The following is a 16,091-nucleotide window of genomic DNA, read 5'->3' as shown; positions in this document are numbered from 1 at the left end:
CCCAACGTGCAACCATGACGTCATCCACGCGATCTCCCCCCGCCGCGCGCGCCTTCAGTTCACGTCTGCTGTCCCTGTTCGGCTGTGCCGCCATCGGGCTGCTGCTCGCTGGCTGCGGGCAGAAGACGGCCGCGACCGCGCCGACGGCCCGGCTTGTCCGCACCGAAGTGGTGAAACTGTCGGAGCGACGGCAATCGGTTACGTTGACGGGCGACGTGCAGGCGCGCGTGCTGGCCGAGCTGTCGTTCCGCGTCAGCGGCCGGGTCACCGAGCGGCTGGTCGAGGTCGGCGCGCACGTCAAGGCCGGCCAGGTGCTCGCCAGGATCGATCCAGCCGAGCAGCAGGCGGATCTCGACTCCGCCCAGGCTGCGGTTGCCGCCGCGGAGTCGCAGGTCAAGGTTGCGACCTCCAATTTCAACCGACAACAGACACTGATCACCAGCGGGTTCACGACCCGCGCGACCTTCGACCAGGCGCAGGAGAACTTGCGCACGGCGGAAGGATCGCTGGAAGCCGCGAGAGCGCAGCTCGGCACCGCCAAGGATGCGCTGACCTACACCGAACTGCGCGCCGATGCCGACGGCACCATCACCGCGCGCAACATCGAGGTCGGCCAGGTCGCGCAGGCGGCGCAATCGGTTTTCACGCTGGCGCATGACGGCAACCGCGATGCGGTCATCGACGTCTACGAAGCCGCGCTGTCGCTGAAGTTCGACGACAGCAAGGTGGCGCTGGCGCTGCTGTCCGATCCGTCCGTCACCGCCAAGGGCACCGTGCGCGAGGTGTCGCCGACCATCGATCCGAAATCCGGCACGGTCCGTGTCAAGATCACGATCGAGAATCCGCCGCCCGAGATGGTCCTCGGCAGCGCCGTCAGCGCCACCGGCTTCATCAAGCCGGAGCAGCGCATCATCCTGCCGTGGAGCGCGCTGAACGCCGCCGGCAAGACTCCGGCGGTGTGGCTGGTCGACGCGAACAAGACGGTGTCGCTGAAGCCGATCACCATCGAGGACTACGAGACCGGCGCCATCGTCGTGTCCGGCGGGCTGAAGCCGGGTGATCGCGTGGTCACCGAGGGCGGCAAGCTCCTGAGCGTCGGACAGCAGATCAGCTTCAACGAGGAGGCCCGGTCGTGATGATGCCGAAGCGTTCCGTGCTTCCCCTGCTCGCGCTCGGCGTGCTCGCCGGATGCAACGAAAAGACCGAGGCGCCCGAGCCGGTCCGGCCGGTGCTGTCGATGAAGGTCGAGCCGCAGGCGGCCAATGCTGCCGCCGTCACCGGCACGATCGAGCCGCGCTATAAGGCCGATCTGAGCTTCCGCGTGCTCGGTCGCCTGATCGCGCGGCCCGTCTATGTCGGCGACGCCGTCAAGCAGGACCAGGTGGTGGCGGCGATCGATCCCGCCGCGCTCGAGCTTGCGGTGCGCGCCTCCGCCGCCGAGGTCTCGCGCAGCCAGGCGCAGCTCACCAATGCGACCGGCACCGAAGGGCGGCAGCGCACGCTGCTGGAAACCGACGCGACGACCAAGGCCACCTTGGAGAGCGCCGAGCAGTCGCGCGCGGCCGCACAGGCCTCGGTGATCAAGGCGCAATCCAATCTCGCCAAGGCGCGCGAGCAGCTCGGCTACGCGCAGCTGAAGGCGGATTTCGCCGGCATCGTCACCGCCGTCAGCGCCGAGGTCGGCCAGGTCGTGTCGCCCGGCCAGAGCGTGGTCACGGTGGCGCGGCCGGACATCCGCGAAGCCGTCATCGATGTCGGCGACGACATCGCCGGCGGCCTGCAGGCAGGCACGCCGTTCACGGTACGGCTGCAGGTCGATCCGAGCGTCAGCGCGACCGGCAAGGTGCGCGAGATCGCGCCGCGCGCCGACGCCACGACGCGCACGCGCCGCATCCGCATCACGCTGGAAAGCCCGCCTGAGATCATGCGCCTCGGAACCACCGTCACGGCCAGCATCGACGCCGAGCAGAAGATGGTCATCCGCCTGCCGCGCTCGGCCGTGCTGGAGCAGAACGACAAGCGATACGTCTGGCTGGTCGATGCCGCGAGCAAGACGGTGAAGCGGCAGGAAATCACGGTCGCCACCAATGAGGACGGCAGCCTGCGCGTCACCGGCGGCCTCGAAGCCGGGCAGCGCGTCGTCACCGCCGGCGTGAACAGTCTCAAGGATGGCCAGGCCATCCGCATCGATCAGGAATCTCAGCCGTGAAGTCCTTCAATCTCTCCGACTGGGCGCTCGAGCACCGCTCGCTGGTCTGGTACTTCATGATCGCCTTCATGGCGGCGGGCCTGTTCTCCTACCTGCATCTGGGACGCGAGGAGGATCCGTCCTTCACCATCAAGACGATGCTGATCCAGGCCAAATGGCCGGGCGCATCCGCCGAGGAGATGACGCGGCAGGTCACCGACCGCATCGAGAAGAAGCTCGAGGAGCTGCCGGCGCTCGACTACACCAAGAGCCTCACCGTGCCCGGCCAGACCACCGTGTTCGTCAATCTGCGCGACACGACGAAGGCACGCGACGTGGTGCCGACCTGGCTGCAGGTCCGCAACCTCATCAACGACATCAAGGGCGACTTCCCCTCGGGCGTGGTCGGCCCGGGCTTCAACGACCGCTTCGGCGACGTGTTCGGCAACATCTACGCCTTCACGAGCGACGGATTGAGCCAGCGCCAGCTGCGCGACCGCGTCGAGGAGGTCCGCGCCAAGGTGCTGACGGTGCCGAATGTCGGCCGCGTCGACATCGTCGGCGCGCAGAACGAGGTGATCTATCTCGAATTCTCGCCGCGCAAGGTCGCAGCCCTCGGCATCGACCAGCGCACCATTCTCAACGCGTTGCAGGCGCAGAATGCCGTGTCGCCGTCCGGTGTGCTGCAGGCGGGACCTGAGCGCATCGCCGTGCGCGTCTCCGGGCAGTTCACCTCGGAAGAGAGCCTGAAGCAGATCAACCTGCGCATCAACGACCGCTTCTTCCCGCTCACCGACGTCGCCACCATCACCCGCGGCTATGAAGACCCGCCGACCTCGCTGTTCCGCTTCAACGGCCAGCCCGCGATCGGTCTCGCGATCGGCATGAAGGCCGGCGCCAATCTGCTCGATTTCGGCGATGCGCTGAAGGAGGAGATGACGAAGGTCGTCGCCGACCTGCCCGTCGGCGTCGGCGTGCATCTCGTCTCGGACCAGCCCAAGATCGTCGAGGAGGCCGTCGGCGGCTTCACCAAGGCTCTGTATGAAGCCGTCATCATCGTGCTTGCGATCTCGTTCGTCAGCCTCGGCGTGCGCGCCGGCCTGGTGGTGGCGATCTCGATCCCGCTGGTGCTCGCGATCACCTTCCTGTTCATGGCCTATACCGGCATCTCGTTGCAGCGCATTTCGCTCGGCGCGCTGATCATCGCGCTCGGCCTGCTGGTCGACGACGCCATGATCGCGGTCGAGATGATGGTCGCGCGGCTGGAGGTCGGCGATTCCTTGCGTAAGGCGGCGACCTACGTCTACACCTCGACTGCGTTCCCGATGCTGACGGGCACCTTGGTCACGGTCGCCGGCTTCATTCCGATCGGCCTCAACAATAGCGCCGCCGGCGAGTTCACCTTCACGCTGTTCGTCGTGATCGCGGTGTCGCTGGTGGTGTCGTGGATCGTGGCCGTGCTGTTCACGCCGCTGCTCGGCGTCACCATCCTGCCCGCGTCGCTGCCGGCCCATCACGCCGAAGGCGGACGGCTGACGCGGATGTTCCGCGCCATGCTCAACGCCTGCATGCGGCATCGCTGGACGACGATCATCGTGACCGTGCTGGTGTTCGGGCTGTCGGTCTTCGGCATGGGCTTCGTGCAGCAGCAGTTCTTCCCGTCCTCCGACCGCAACGAGCTGGTCATCGACTTCAACCTGCCGCAGAACTCCTCGATTGCCGAGACCGACGCGCAGATGGCGAAGTTCGAGCAGGAGGCGCTGAAGGGCGATCCCGACATCGACCATTGGTCGACCTATGTCGGCTCCGGCGCGCAGCGCTTCGTGCTGTCGTTCGACGTGCAGCCGGCCGATCTGTCGTTCGGCCAGATCATCATCGTCACCAAGAGCCTGGAGGCACGCGACCGCGCGCGCGGCAAGCTGCAGGCCTATCTCACCAAGACCTTCCCCGGCACCGACGCCTATGTGCACCTGCTCGACATCGGCCCGCCGGTCGGCCGTCCCGTGCAGTACCGCGTCAGCGGGCCCGAGGTGGCGAAGGTGCGCGAGATCGCCCAGGACTTCGCCGGCGTGATGCGCGGCAACAGCCATCTCGGCGCGGTCATCTTCGACTGGATGGAGCCGTCGCGGGTCGTGAAGGTCGACGTGCTGCAGGACAAGGCGCGCCAGCTCGGCGTCACCTCCTCCGACATCGCCAACGCGCTGAACGGCGTGCTCGACGGCACCTCGATCACCCAGGTGCGCGACGACATCTACCTGATCGACGTGCGCGGCCGCGCTCAGGCCAAGGAGCGGCAGTCGCTCGAGACCCTGCGCGACCTGCAGCTTTCGGGCTCCAACGGCCAGTCGATCCCGCTCGCCGCGCTCGCCACGCTGCGCTACCAGATCGAGCAGCCGGAGATCTGGCGCCGCTCGCGGCTGCCGACGCTGACCCTGAAGGCCAGCGTGATCGACCAGGTGCAGCCGAACACGGTGGTCGATCAGCTCAAGCCGGCGCTTGCAGCCTTCAACGCCAAGCTTCCGGCCGGCTACAAGGTCGTCACCGGCGGCGCGGTCGAGGAAAGCGCCAAGAGCCAGGCGCCGATCGTCGCGGTCGTGCCGATCATGCTGTTCACGATGGCCACGATCCTGATGCTGCAGCTGCAGAGCTTCCACCGGCTGTTCCTGGTGTTCGCGGTGGCGCCGCTGGCGCTGATCGGCGTGGTCGCGGCGCTGCTGCCGAGCGGCGCGCCGCTCGGCTTCGTCGCCATCCTCGGCGTGCTCGCGCTGATCGGCATCCTGATCCGCAACTCCGTCATCCTGATCGTGCAGATCGAGCATTTGCGCGACGAGGGCCACCCGCCCTGGGAGGCCGTGATGGAGGCGACCGAGCACCGCATGCGGCCGATCATGCTGACGGCGGCGGCGGCCTCGCTCGCGCTGATCCCGATCGCGCGCGAGGTGTTCTGGGGCCCGATGGCCTATGCCATGATGGGCGGCATCATCGTCGGCACCGTGCTGACCCTGCTGTTCCTGCCGGCGCTCTATGTCGCCTGGTTCCGGATCAAGGCGCCGGAGAATACTGCTTCGGCCGAGCCGGCCGCGCCCGGCGCGTAAGGGAGGAGATGCACGCCGCTGTTGGGGGCCTCATGGTTCGAGACGCGCCGCAAGCGGCGCTCCTCACCATGAGGGGTTAGAACAGCGCCGCGAATCAGCACTCGTCCTGAGGAGCTCGCCGACAGGCGAGCGTCTCGAAGGACGGCCACGAGTCGAGCCGTTCCGCTCCGACGAATCGCGGATAATTGCACGGGATAAGCCGTCCGCGTGGCTTAAACGCCCCGCGGCGGCCGGTTAGATTGCATCTCCATGGAGAGATGCGAATCATGACCGATCCCCAGATCGTCTGCCCCTCCTGCCGCACCGAGATCAAGCTGACCGAGCAGCTCGCAGCGCCCCTGATCGCGGAGACGCGCCGGCAGTTCGAGAAGCAGCTTGCCGCCAAGGAGGCCGATTTCGACCGCCGCGAAGCGCAGCTCAAGGCGGCGCAGGAGCAGATCGCGCAGGCCAAGGCCGCGATCGACCAGCAGGTTGCCGCCAAGCTGAAGGCCGAGCGCGCCGCGATCGCGCAGGCCGAGGCCGAGCGGGCGCGCCAGGCTGTCGCCGATGAGATGGGCAACCGCGACCGCCAGCTCGCCGAGCTGCATCAGGTGATCGTCAGCAAGGATGCCAAGCTCGCGGATGCGCAGAAGGCGCAGGCCGAGATGCTGCGCAAGCAGCGCGAGCTCGACGAGGCCCGCCGCGAGCTCGATCTCACCATCGAGACCAAGGTGCAGGAGAACCTCGTTGCTGTCCGCGACAAGGCGCGGCTCGAAGCCGAGGAATCGCTGAAGGCCAAGGTCGCCGAGAAGGAGACACAGATCGCCGGCATGCAGCGGCAGATCGAGGAGCTCCGCCGCAAGGCCGAGCAGGGCTCGCAGCAGCTGCAGGGCGAGGCGCTGGAGATCGAGCTGGAATCGCAATTGCGCGCGCGGTTTCCGCGCGACCTCGTCGAGCCCGTGCCGAAGGGCGAGTTCGGCGGCGACGTGATCCATCGCGTGGTCGGCCCCGGCGGACAGGCCTGCGGCGCGATCCTGTGGGAATCCAAGCGCACCAAGAACTGGAGCGACGGGTGGCTCGCCAAGCTGCGTGGCGACCTGCGCGCGGCCAAGGCTGACATCGCGCTGATCGTCTCGTCAGCGCTGCCCAAGGGCGTCGACGGCTTCGATTTGATCGACGGGGTCTGGGTCGCCGAGCCGCGCTTCGCGCTGCCGCTGTCGCAGGCGCTGCGCCAGTCGCTGATCGACGTCGCCTCGAGCAAGCTTGCGCAGGAGGGCCAGCAGACCAAGATGGAGATGGTCTACGCCTATCTCACAGGCCCCCGCTTCCGCCACCGCATCGACGCCATCGTCGAGCGCTTCACCGAGATGCAGTCGGATCTCGACCGCGAGCGCAAGACCATGATGCGTCTGTGGGCCAAGCGCGAGGAGCAGCTGCGCGGCGTTCTGGATTCGACGGCGGGGCTGTACGGCGACCTGCAGGGTATCGCGGGACGCGCGATGCAGGAGATCGAGAGCCTGGACGTGCTGCTGATCGAGGGCAAGAGCGAGGCGGCGGAGTAGCGCGGTGCCGTCGCTCGGACATTGGTAGTAGGATCGCACCGCGCTCTTATATCATTCCTATGCGATCGCCCGTGGCCGCGTCTCGCATTCCTATGACATGCCGGAGGATATTCATCCTGACAACGGCCGGTTTCGCCGGCCCTCGATATGGATGGATCCGATGTCCCCTCTCACCACTGAGCAGAACCACCTTCACCGTGCGTCGTGGTCTCTTCGTGACGAGCGCGCCAACGCGGCCACACGCGCCCTGCTCGGCCGGCTCACGCGCTTCGCCCTGGTGCTGACCGGCGCCTCCGCCCTGCTCACCTTGATGGTCGTGCTGAAGACCGCCGCCTACATGTCGCATCACCCGGTGTGATCGCTGACGGTCACTCGCTTGAATGAGATTCCACTCTTGCGGCTTGCGCGGTGTAACCTCGCCCCGCCAGGGCGAAGCAAAGCTTCGCTAAGGCGGGGAGAGGTCGGATTGCATTGTTAGATGCAATCCGGGTGAGGGGGGCTCTCAGCGCGGTCGGTGGGTGTGGCTGCCCCTCACCCCAACCCTCTCCCCGTGAAGAACGGGGAGATGGAGCGCACCGACTGCGCGGCGGGCAGCGGTGCGACTCACTGCAACTACTTCACCGGCCGCTTCTCCAGCTTCCGCGCCAATGTCCGCCGGTGCATGCCGAGCCTTCTCGCCGCCTCGGAGATGTTGAAATCCGTATCGATCAGGGTCTGGTGGATGCGCTCCCATTCGAGCGTCTTGATCGAGGTGGAGCGCTCGGGCAGTGCGACCTGGGCGTTGCCCTCGGCCTTGCGGAAGGCGTCCTCGATGTCGTCGGTGTTGGACGGCTTTGCCAGATAGTGGCAGGCGCCGAGCTTGATCGCCTCGACGGCGGTGGCGATGCTGGCAAATCCCGTGAGGACCACGATCAGCATTTCCGGATCATGCGCGTGCAGCTTCTCGACGCAGACGAGACCGGAGGCGCCGCCGAGCTTGAGGTCGACGACGGCATAGCCGAACGTCCTGTCCTTGATGATGTCGTCGACCTCCTCGAGCGAGGCCGCGATCACGGCCTCGTAGCCGCGCCGCTCGAACGAGCGCTTCAAGGTGCGCGCAAAGCCGTCGTCGTCTTCGACAATCAGGAGAGAGCGTTCAATCTCCACTGGGCTCTCCAATCGCAAGCATCGAGAGCGGCAAGGACAGCCGCACGGTTGCCCCGCGTCCCCGGTGGTTCCAGGCCGAAACGCCGCCGCCGAGCTTGCGGATCACATTGACCACCAGGAACAGGCCGAGCCCGCGCCCCGGACGGCCCTTGCTCGACTGATAGGGACGCCCGATCTGCGCCAGCATCGCCGGATCGAAGCCCGGCCCGCGGTCGCTGACGCTGAGCAGCAATGACTCTCCATCGCGCTCGGCGACGAACTCGACCCAGTCGCGGGAGACCTCGAAGGCATTGTCGAGCACGTTGACGATCGCCTGCTTGAGCGCGACATCGGAGACGATCGCGGGATCGGAGCCGAACTCGTTGCGGAACATCAGATTGCGTGCCGAACGTGCCGTGGTCCATTCCGAGACCAGCGTGGTCAGGAAGGCCTTCAACGTCGTCGGCGCCGAGCCCTCGCCGCGCGCCTGCCCCGCCGACACCAGAATGTCGGTGACGATCGACTTGCAGCGCTGCACCGCGGCTTCCATCTCGGTGAAGTCCTCCGCCAGTGCAGGATCGGCCGAGATCGCCGTCATCCGCCGCCAATCGTTGAGGATCACGGAGATCGACGCGAGCGGCGTGCCGAGCTCGTGCGCGGCGCCGGAGGCCAACAGGCCCATGCGGATGATGTGGTCCTGCTCGGCGGCATGCTGGCGCAGATCGGCGAGCTTGGCGTCGCGCTCGCGCAGGTTCCGGTTGATGCGGGTGACGAACACGACGAGCAGCACCGCGTCGAGCACGAAGCCGACGAACATGCCGGTGATGTGCAGGTCGAACGGATCGCTGACATGATGCAGCGGCGGCGCCAGCGGCCGGTACTCGATGGTGAGCCAGACGAAACTGAGCACCGTCAGCGCGACCAGAGACCAGGACGAGCGCGCATCGAGCAGCACGGCGCCGAGGGTGATCTGCAACAGATAGAGACAGGTGAACGGGTTCGACGCGCCGCCGGTGAGATAGAGCTCCGAGGTCAGCGCCACGACGTCGAGCATCAGCGCGATCAGCAAATCGCGGTTGCCGACGTCATCGCGGGTGCGCAGCCAGATGTGGCTGGCGATATTGAGCACCACCAGCGCGCAGATGATCGCGGCCATCGGCACCACCGGCAGCGCGATGCCGAACCAGAAGGTGACAAAGGCGATGGTAACGATCTGCCCGACCACCGCGATCCAGCGCAGCTGGATCAGCAGCACCATGTTCTTGCGGTTGGTGGCGTCCTTGGTCGGGACGGGCGCGTGGATCTCGGGCGTCGCGATCGCAGCGACGGCTCCGATCGGCAGGTTCGGCGCCTCGTTCATGCCGAGGCGTCCGAGGCCATCTCGGATGATGCCAGCAGGCCGCGTCCGCTCAAGACGGCGACGCCCCCTGCCCGCGCATGTCCTGCTGCCGATGATCCCATGCCACGTCCTGCGCTGCCGCTGCGCCAGGATCGCGGCGCGCGCGGCGAAGCCGCTGCACGCCGGCGCCGGCCAGCATCAGCGCCAATGTAAACCACGTCAGCGCGTAAACCAGATGGTTGTTCGGAAACGCGATCACGGTCAGGCCACCGATCGGGTACCCCCCCGGATTGGGCGTCGCATCGGCATCGACGAAGAACGGCGCAACGTCGGACAGGCCGCGCGCGGCCGCGATGGCTGCAACGTCACGTGAATACCAGCGGTTGGCGGCGGGATCGTTGTGGCGCAGGAAGCCGCCGCCGGGCTCGGAGATCCGCAGCAGTCCAGTCACGCTGACCACGCCATCCGGGTTCCCGGCGCTGCGGCTCGCAGGCTCGCGGCGTTCGGAGGGCACGAAGCCGCGGTTGACCAGCACGAGGCCGTCGGCCGTCTGCAGCGGCGTCACCACCCAATAGCCGGGGCCTTCGACCGTGAGCGCCTGCACCAGCGTCTCGCGGTCGTTGAGGAAGCGGCCGCTCAAGGTCACCCGCTTGTATTCGTCGTCGCTGCGATTGATCGCCGGCCATGCGGCCCGATCCGGCACCGGCACCGGCGCGGCGTGCACGCGGCGCTCGACACGGTCGATCAGATCGAGCTTCCAGGCGCGGCGCTCGACCTGCCAGACACCGAGCGCCAGCAGGACCGCGACGCAGGCGACCCACGCGGTGCCGATCGCCAACGTCGCCGGCCGCCACGCGGCCGGCGCTTCTCGTCCCCCTGCCCCATTGGCAGGGCCCGACATCACGGCGTCGAGCCCATCTCGTGCACCGGCATCATGTTGGTGGTCAGATGATGCATAACCCAGAGCGAGCCGGAGAGCGCGATCACCACCATGATGATGGTGAAGATCAGCGCCATCATGGTCCAGCCGCCCTCGGCCTTGGTGTTCATGTGCAGGAAGAAGATCATGTGGACGACGACCTGCACGGCCGCGAATGCCATGATGATCAGCGCCGTCACCTGCTTGTCCAGCGAGCCGTTCATGACCAGCAGGAACGGGATCGCGGTCAGGACGACCGAGAGGCCGAAGCCGATCAACTGGCCGGAGCGCGTGCCGGCATGATCATCGGCCGAGCCGTGCGCATCCGCGTGGGCGTGGGCGTCAGAGCTCATCGAAGCATCCCCATCAGATAGACGAAGGTGAAGACCCCGATCCAGATCACGTCCAGGAAGTGCCAGAACATGCTGAGGCAGACCAGCCGGCGGCGGTTGGCCTCGATCAGGCCGAAGCGCTTGACCTGCACCATCAGCGTCACGAGCCAGATCAGGCCGAACGTCACGTGCAGGCCGTGGGTTCCAACCAGGGTGAAGAACGACGATAGGAAGGCGCTGCGCTGCGGCGTCGCGCCCTCATGGATCATGTGCGCGAACTCGGTCAGCTCGATGCCGAGGAACGCGAGGCCGAACAGACCGGTCACCACGAGCCACGCCTGCATCGCACCGACGCGATTCTGCTGCATCGACAGCATTGCGAAGCCGTAGGTCAGCGAGGACAGCAGCAGGAACGAGGTGTTGAGCGCGACCAGCGACAGGTCGAACAGATCCTTCGGCGCCGGGCCCGCGGCGTATTTGGCGCCGAGCACGCCATAGACGGCGAACAGGATCGCAAAGATGAGACAGTCGCTCATCAGATAGATCCAGAAGCCGAGCTGCGTGCTGCTGCCTTCCGGATGGTCGTGCTCGTCGACGACGTAGAAGACCGGCTGGCCGGCCTTCATGGTGCCTGTTGCGATCGTCATGACTTGGCTCCTGCCGCGAGCAGCTCGGTGCGGGCACGTTCGACGCTCACGACCTCTTCGGCCGGAATGTGGAAGCTGCGGTGATAGTTGAAGGTGTGGCCGATCGCGACCGCCAGCAGCGCGACGAAGCTGCCGGCCGCCATCCACCACATGTACCAGATCAGGCCGAACGCCATGGTCGTGCTGAGCCCCGCCAGGATCACGCCGGTGCCGGTGTTGCTCGGCATGTGGATCGCCTTGAAGCCGGTGAGCGGACGCGCATAGCCGCGGCGCTTCATGTCCCACCACGCGTCGTTGTCGTGAATGACCGGCGTGAAGGCGAAGTTGTAGGCCGGCGGCGGCGACGACGTCGCCCACTCCAGGGTGCGCGCATCCCAGGGATCCCCGGTCGTGTCGACGAGCTGCTCGCGGCGCAGCACGCTGACGGCGATCTGGATCAGGAAGCTGGCGATGCCCAACAGGATCATGAACGCGCCGATGCCGGCGATGATGAACCAGATCTGCAGGCTCGGATCATCGAAGGTGCGCAGGCGGCGGGTCACGCCCATCAGGCCGAGCACATAGAGCGGCATGAAGGCGAAGTAGAAGCCCACGGTCCAGAACCAGAACGACATCTTGCCCCAGAACGGATCGAGCTTGAAGCCGAACGCCTTCGGGAACCAATAGGCGATGCCGGCGAACAGGCCGAACAGCACGCCGCCAATGATGACGTTGTGGAAATGCGCGACCAGGAACAGGCTGTTGTGCAGCACGAAGTCGGCCGGCGGCACCGCGAGCAGCACGCCGGTCATGCCGCCGATCACGAAGGTCAGCATGAAGGCGACCGTCCACATCATGGGCGGCTCGAAGCGGATGCGGCCGCGATACATCGTGAACAGCCAGTTGAACATCTTCGCGCCCGTCGGGATCGAGATGATCATCGTGGTGATGCCGAAGAACGAGTTGACGCTGGCGCCGGAGCCCATGGTGAAGAAATGGTGCAGCCAGACGAGATAAGAGAGGATGGTGATGACGACGGTCGCGTAGACCATCGAGGTGTAGCCGAACAGCCGCTTGCCCGAGAAGGTCGAGGTGACCTCGGAGAAGATGCCGAACGCCGGCAGGATGAGGATGTAGACCTCCGGATGGCCCCAGATCCAGATGAGGTTGACATACATCATCGGATCGCCGCCGAAATCATTGGTGAAGAAGTTGGTGCCGACGTAGCGGTCGAGCGACAGCAGCGCCAGCACCGCCGTCAGCACCGGGAAGGAGGCGACGATCAGCACGTTGGTGCACAGCGAGGTCCAGGTGAAGACCGGCATCTTCATCATGGTCATGCCGGGCGCCCGCATCTTGACGATGGTGCAGATCAGGTTGACGCCGGACAACAGCGTGCCGACGCCGGCCACCTGCAGCGCCCAGATATAATAGTCGACGCCGACGTCCGGACTGTAGGACAGGTTCGACAGCGGCGGATAGGCGAGCCAGCCGGTGCGCGCGAATTCGCCGACGAACAGCGAGCACATCACCAGCACGGCGCCCGCCGTGGTCATCCAGAAGCTGAAATTGTTGAGGAACGGAAACGACACGTCGCGCGCGCCGATCTGCAGCGGCACGACATAGTTCATCAGGCCGGTGACCAGCGGCATCGCCACGAAGAAGATCATGATCACGCCGTGGGCCGTGAACACCTGGTCATAGTGGTGCGAGTTGAGGTAGCCCTCGGAGCCATTAAAGGCGATCGCCTGCTGCAGGCGCATCATCAGGGCGTCGGCAAAGCCGCGCAGCAGCATGACGATGCCGAGCACCATGTACATGATGCCGATGCGCTTGTGGTCGACGGTGGTGAACCACTCCTTCCAGAGATAACCCCAGAGCCGGAAATAGGTCAGCGCGCCTAACAGCGCGAGGCCGCCGAGCGCGACCATTGCGAAGGTGCCGACGATGATCGGCTCGTGCAGCGGCAGCGACTCCAGGGTCAGCCGGCCGAAGATGAGCTTGGTGAGATTGGCAGTGTCGAACATGATGTGATCCTCGCGAATCCGAACGTCAGGAATTCGACTTGGAGGTCGGCAACGGGATGAACGACGCCTTGGACGGCCGCATCAGGCCGGGCCGTTCCAGCCCGCGGCCCTGCAACGGCGTCCAGTCGAGCGGCGCCAGCACGGTTGGCGAGGAGTCCTCGGCCATGCGCGTGACCTGGTCGCCCGGCAGGCAGACGCCGCCGGCGACGAAGCTCGGCTCGGCGCCGAACACGGCGCCGCGGCCGGCGAACTTGTCATAGGCGAGCGGCAGCGTGTTGCGCACACCGGCCATGCCCATGCCGCCCCTGGCGTCGATCGCCATCATCTCGCTCATGCACATCTTGCCGGTCTCGACGCACATGTTGAGGATGGCGCGGAACAGGTCGTTGTCGACGGAAGCGTAGTAGCGCACCGGCTCGTTGGCGCTCGGGCGCTCCAGGGTCAGGTATTCAGGCTTGCCCAGCGCATTGCCGCTGGCTTTGGCCTTCTCGACCCAGCCGGCAAACTCCGCATCCGACAGGCCATGGAAAGCGAAGCGCATGCCGGAGAAGCCGGCGCCGCTATAGTTCGCCGAGAAGCCGCGATAGACGCCGGGCTTGTTGATGACCGCGTGCAGCCGGCTCTGCATGCCCGGCATCGCATAGATCTGACCGGCGAGTGCCGGAATATAGAACGAGTTCATCACCGAGGACGAGGTGATGCGGAAATCGAGCGGCCGGTTCACGGGTGCGGCGAGCTCGTTGAGGCTGGCGATGCCGTATTCGGGATAGATGAACAGCCACTTCCAATCGAGCGCGACGACGTTGACCTCGAGCGGCTTGTCCTGCGGCGTCACCGCGCGATCGGCCGAGATGCGCCCGAGCGTGCGGTAGGGATCGAGCAGATGCGTGCCCATCCAGGTGACGGCGCCCAGGCAGATGATGATCAGCAGCGGCGCCGCCCAGATCAAAAGCTCGAGCTGGGTGGAGTGGTCCCAGTCGGGCGTGTAGGTCGCGGTCTTGTTGGACTGGCGGTAGCGCCAGGCGATCATGGCGGTGGCCACCATCACCGGCACCACGATCAGCAGCATCAGCACGGTGGCGATGATCACGAGATCGCGCTGCTGGGCCGCGACGTCACCGGAGGGCGCGAGCACCACCAGATTGCAGCCGCCGAGCGCAAACCCTAGCGGTAGCAAAGCCAACGTTTTCCAGTAACGCACGATTAACCTCGTCGAAGCGCGGATCTCTGAACGAGGCCTCACGTAGCGACCGGGCGTCACGCCCAACATTGGACAATTTGTCCAATACCGGACCGCCGCCGGGGCAGACATCTACGGGCCGGAGATAGAGTGCGAGAGGACTGCGAGCAGCGATGACACAGGCAGCGGCCATGGACGGCGAGACCGATCTCTCCCGCAGGCATGAGGCGAATCCCGGCGAGATCGCGATCGGGGTCATCATCGGCCGCACGTCGGAGTTCTTTGATTTCTTCGTCTACGCCATTGCCTCGGTGATCGTGTTTCCGCGGCTGGTTTTTCCGTTCGCCGACGAGCTGACGCAGACGCTGTATTCCTTCGCGCTGTTCGCGCTCGCCTTCATCGCGCGTCCGTTCGGCAGCGTGATCTTCATGGCGATCGACCGCCGCTACGGCAAGAGCGCCAAGCTGATCATCGCGCTGTTCCTGCTGGGCACCTCGACCGTCGCAATCGCCTTCCTGCCGAGCTACTACACCGTCGGCGCTGGCGCGATCTGGCTGCTGGCGCTGGCGCGAATCGGCCAGGGCCTCGCCTGGGGCGGCGCCTGGGACGGGCTGGCCTCGCTGCTCGCGATGAACGCGCCGGAGCATCAGCGCGGCTGGTATGCGATGATCCCGCAGCTCGGCGCGCCCCTCGGGCTGATCGTCGCCAGCACGCTGTTCGCCTTTTTCGTTGGCCATCTCTCGGCGGCGGATTTCTTCGACTGGGGCTGGCGCTATCCGTTCTTCGTCGCCTTCGCCATCAACGTCGTGGCGCTGTTCGCGCGGCTGCGCATGGTGGTGACCCCCGAATATGACGAGCTGTTCCACTCCCGTGAACTGCAGCCGGCCAGCGTCGCCAACACCATCCGTCACGAGGGCCGCAACATCGTGATCGGCGCGTTCGCGCCGCTGGCGAGCTTCGCTCTCTTCCACATGGTCACCGTGTTTCCGCTGTCCTGGGTGTTCCTGTTCACCAAGGAGACGCCGGCGCGCTTCCTGATCATCGAGGCCGTCGGCGCGGTGTTCGGCGTGGTCGCGATCATCGCCTCCGGCATGCTCGCCGACCGCATCGGCCGCAAGTCGCTGCTGATCGGCTCGGCCATCGCGATCGCCGTGTTCTCCGGCTTCGCGCCGCAGCTGCTCGATGCCGGCCCGGTCGGCGAGACCGTCTACATGGTGCTCGGCTTCATCCTGCTCGGCCTCTCGTTCGGCCAGTCCTCGGGCGCGATCGCCGCCAACTTCGCCCGCACCTATCGCTACACGGCGTCAGCACTGACCGCCGACCTCGCGTGGCTGTTCGGCGCAGGCTTTGCGCCGCTGGCGGCGCTGCTGCTGGCGTCGTATTTCGGCCTGCTGTCGGCCGGCGGCTACCTGCTGTCGGGCGCCGTGTGCACGCTGCTCGCGCTGTGGCTGAGCGCGCCGCGGCAGCTGGAGCAGAAATAGGCGAGGCGACACAATTCGCTGCACTTGGTCCTCTTTGACCGAGTAAGCTTCCGGCCGCGAGCAGCGCAATGATCAAGACGATCGAAAGCTTCGCTCGGAATTGCGCGCTTCGCCCTGCTCGGAACGACTTCCACCCTCACCCTGAGGGCCCGCCGAAGGCGGGCGTCTCGAAGGGCGAGGCCACAGCTCGGGCCTCATGGTTCGAGACGCGCCGCGCCCGAACCATCTCAGCTTGCGT

Annotated in this window: 13 protein-coding genes; 6 read left to right on the top strand and 7 right to left on the bottom strand. The window is 66.2% G+C overall.

Features of this window, described 5'->3' with window-relative positions:
- Positions 1 to 14: 14 nt before the first annotated feature.
- The 5 genes from ACQR0Z_RS12655 to ACQR0Z_RS12635 all read left to right on the top strand — a co-directional run bounded on the left by ACQR0Z_RS12655 (position 15) and on the right by ACQR0Z_RS12635 (position 7,182).
- Positions 15 to 1,136 carry an efflux RND transporter periplasmic adaptor subunit gene (locus tag ACQR0Z_RS12655; protein WP_434877107.1) on the top strand — a complete coding sequence of 374 codons (1,122 nt, stop codon included), beginning with the start codon at positions 15 to 17 and terminating at the stop codon, positions 1,134 to 1,136.
- Positions 1,133 to 2,209 (top strand): efflux RND transporter periplasmic adaptor subunit, encoded by a 1,077-nt coding sequence (locus ACQR0Z_RS12650; RefSeq protein WP_434918827.1) that lies wholly within the window; start codon positions 1,133 to 1,135, stop codon positions 2,207 to 2,209. Before ACQR0Z_RS12655 ends, ACQR0Z_RS12650 begins: the two co-directional genes overlap by 4 nt.
- Positions 2,206 to 5,283, top strand: coding sequence for an efflux RND transporter permease subunit (locus ACQR0Z_RS12645; RefSeq protein WP_434918826.1), 3,078 nt, complete (start codon positions 2,206 to 2,208; stop codon positions 5,281 to 5,283). Before ACQR0Z_RS12650 ends, ACQR0Z_RS12645 begins: the two co-directional genes overlap by 4 nt.
- Positions 5,284 to 5,549: 266 nt before the next feature.
- Positions 5,550 to 6,824 (top strand): DUF2130 domain-containing protein, encoded by a 1,275-nt coding sequence (locus ACQR0Z_RS12640; RefSeq protein WP_434918825.1) that lies wholly within the window; start codon positions 5,550 to 5,552, stop codon positions 6,822 to 6,824.
- Positions 6,825 to 6,984: 160 nt separating this feature from the next.
- Entirely contained in the window at positions 6,985 to 7,182 is a 198-nt protein-coding gene (locus ACQR0Z_RS12635; RefSeq protein WP_434855946.1) for a hypothetical protein, read from the top strand.
- 254 nt (positions 7,183 to 7,436) lie between these two features.
- On the opposite strand, the gene ACQR0Z_RS12630 is transcribed toward ACQR0Z_RS12635, so the two are convergent.
- Genes ACQR0Z_RS12630 through cyoA form a run of 7 tightly spaced genes read right to left on the bottom strand, consistent with a single transcriptional unit; the run spans position 7,437 to position 14,393 of the window.
- Entirely contained in the window at positions 7,437 to 7,970 is a 534-nt protein-coding gene (locus ACQR0Z_RS12630; protein ID WP_434918824.1) for a response regulator transcription factor, read from the bottom strand.
- The gene (locus tag ACQR0Z_RS12625) at positions 7,960 to 9,309 is read right to left on the bottom strand and encodes an ATP-binding protein (protein ID WP_434918823.1); all 1,350 of its coding nucleotides are present in this window, start codon (positions 9,307 to 9,309) and stop codon (positions 7,960 to 7,962) included. Before ACQR0Z_RS12625 ends, ACQR0Z_RS12630 begins: the two co-directional genes overlap by 11 nt.
- Before the next feature lie 49 nt (positions 9,310 to 9,358).
- A complete protein-coding gene (locus ACQR0Z_RS12620) occupies positions 9,359 to 10,189 on the bottom strand; it encodes an SURF1 family protein (protein ID WP_434918822.1) in 831 nt (276 codons plus the stop codon).
- Positions 10,189 to 10,560: a cytochrome o ubiquinol oxidase subunit IV gene (cyoD, locus tag ACQR0Z_RS12615; protein WP_434918821.1), complete on the bottom strand. Its 372-nt coding sequence runs from the start codon at positions 10,558 to 10,560 to the stop codon at positions 10,189 to 10,191. The genes ACQR0Z_RS12620 and cyoD overlap by 1 nt, the downstream gene beginning before the upstream one ends.
- A complete protein-coding gene (gene cyoC, locus ACQR0Z_RS12610) occupies positions 10,557 to 11,186 on the bottom strand; it encodes a cytochrome o ubiquinol oxidase subunit III (protein WP_434855951.1) in 630 nt (209 codons plus the stop codon). The genes cyoD and cyoC overlap by 4 nt, the downstream gene beginning before the upstream one ends.
- Entirely contained in the window at positions 11,183 to 13,192 is a 2,010-nt protein-coding gene (gene cyoB / locus ACQR0Z_RS12605) for a cytochrome o ubiquinol oxidase subunit I (protein WP_434918820.1), read from the bottom strand. Before cyoB ends, cyoC begins: the two co-directional genes overlap by 4 nt.
- A gap of 25 nt (positions 13,193 to 13,217) precedes the next feature.
- Positions 13,218 to 14,393 carry a ubiquinol oxidase subunit II gene (gene cyoA, locus ACQR0Z_RS12600; RefSeq protein WP_434918819.1) on the bottom strand — a complete coding sequence of 392 codons (1,176 nt, stop codon included), beginning with the start codon at positions 14,391 to 14,393 and terminating at the stop codon, positions 13,218 to 13,220.
- A 152-nt stretch (positions 14,394 to 14,545) separates the two neighbouring features.
- Between cyoA and ACQR0Z_RS12595 the strand changes: the two genes are divergently transcribed.
- Positions 14,546 to 15,853, top strand: coding sequence for an MFS transporter (locus tag ACQR0Z_RS12595; RefSeq protein WP_434877118.1), 1,308 nt, complete (start codon positions 14,546 to 14,548; stop codon positions 15,851 to 15,853).
- Positions 15,854 to 16,091: the final 238 nt, after the last annotated feature.

The sequence above is a fragment of the Bradyrhizobium sp. HKCCYLS3077 genome, assembly GCF_051167555.1.
In the GTDB taxonomy this organism is placed as follows: domain Bacteria; phylum Pseudomonadota; class Alphaproteobacteria; order Rhizobiales; family Xanthobacteraceae; genus Bradyrhizobium.
The sequence above is the reverse complement of the archived record's forward strand: the minus strand, read 5'-3'. Positions and strand labels throughout refer to the sequence as shown.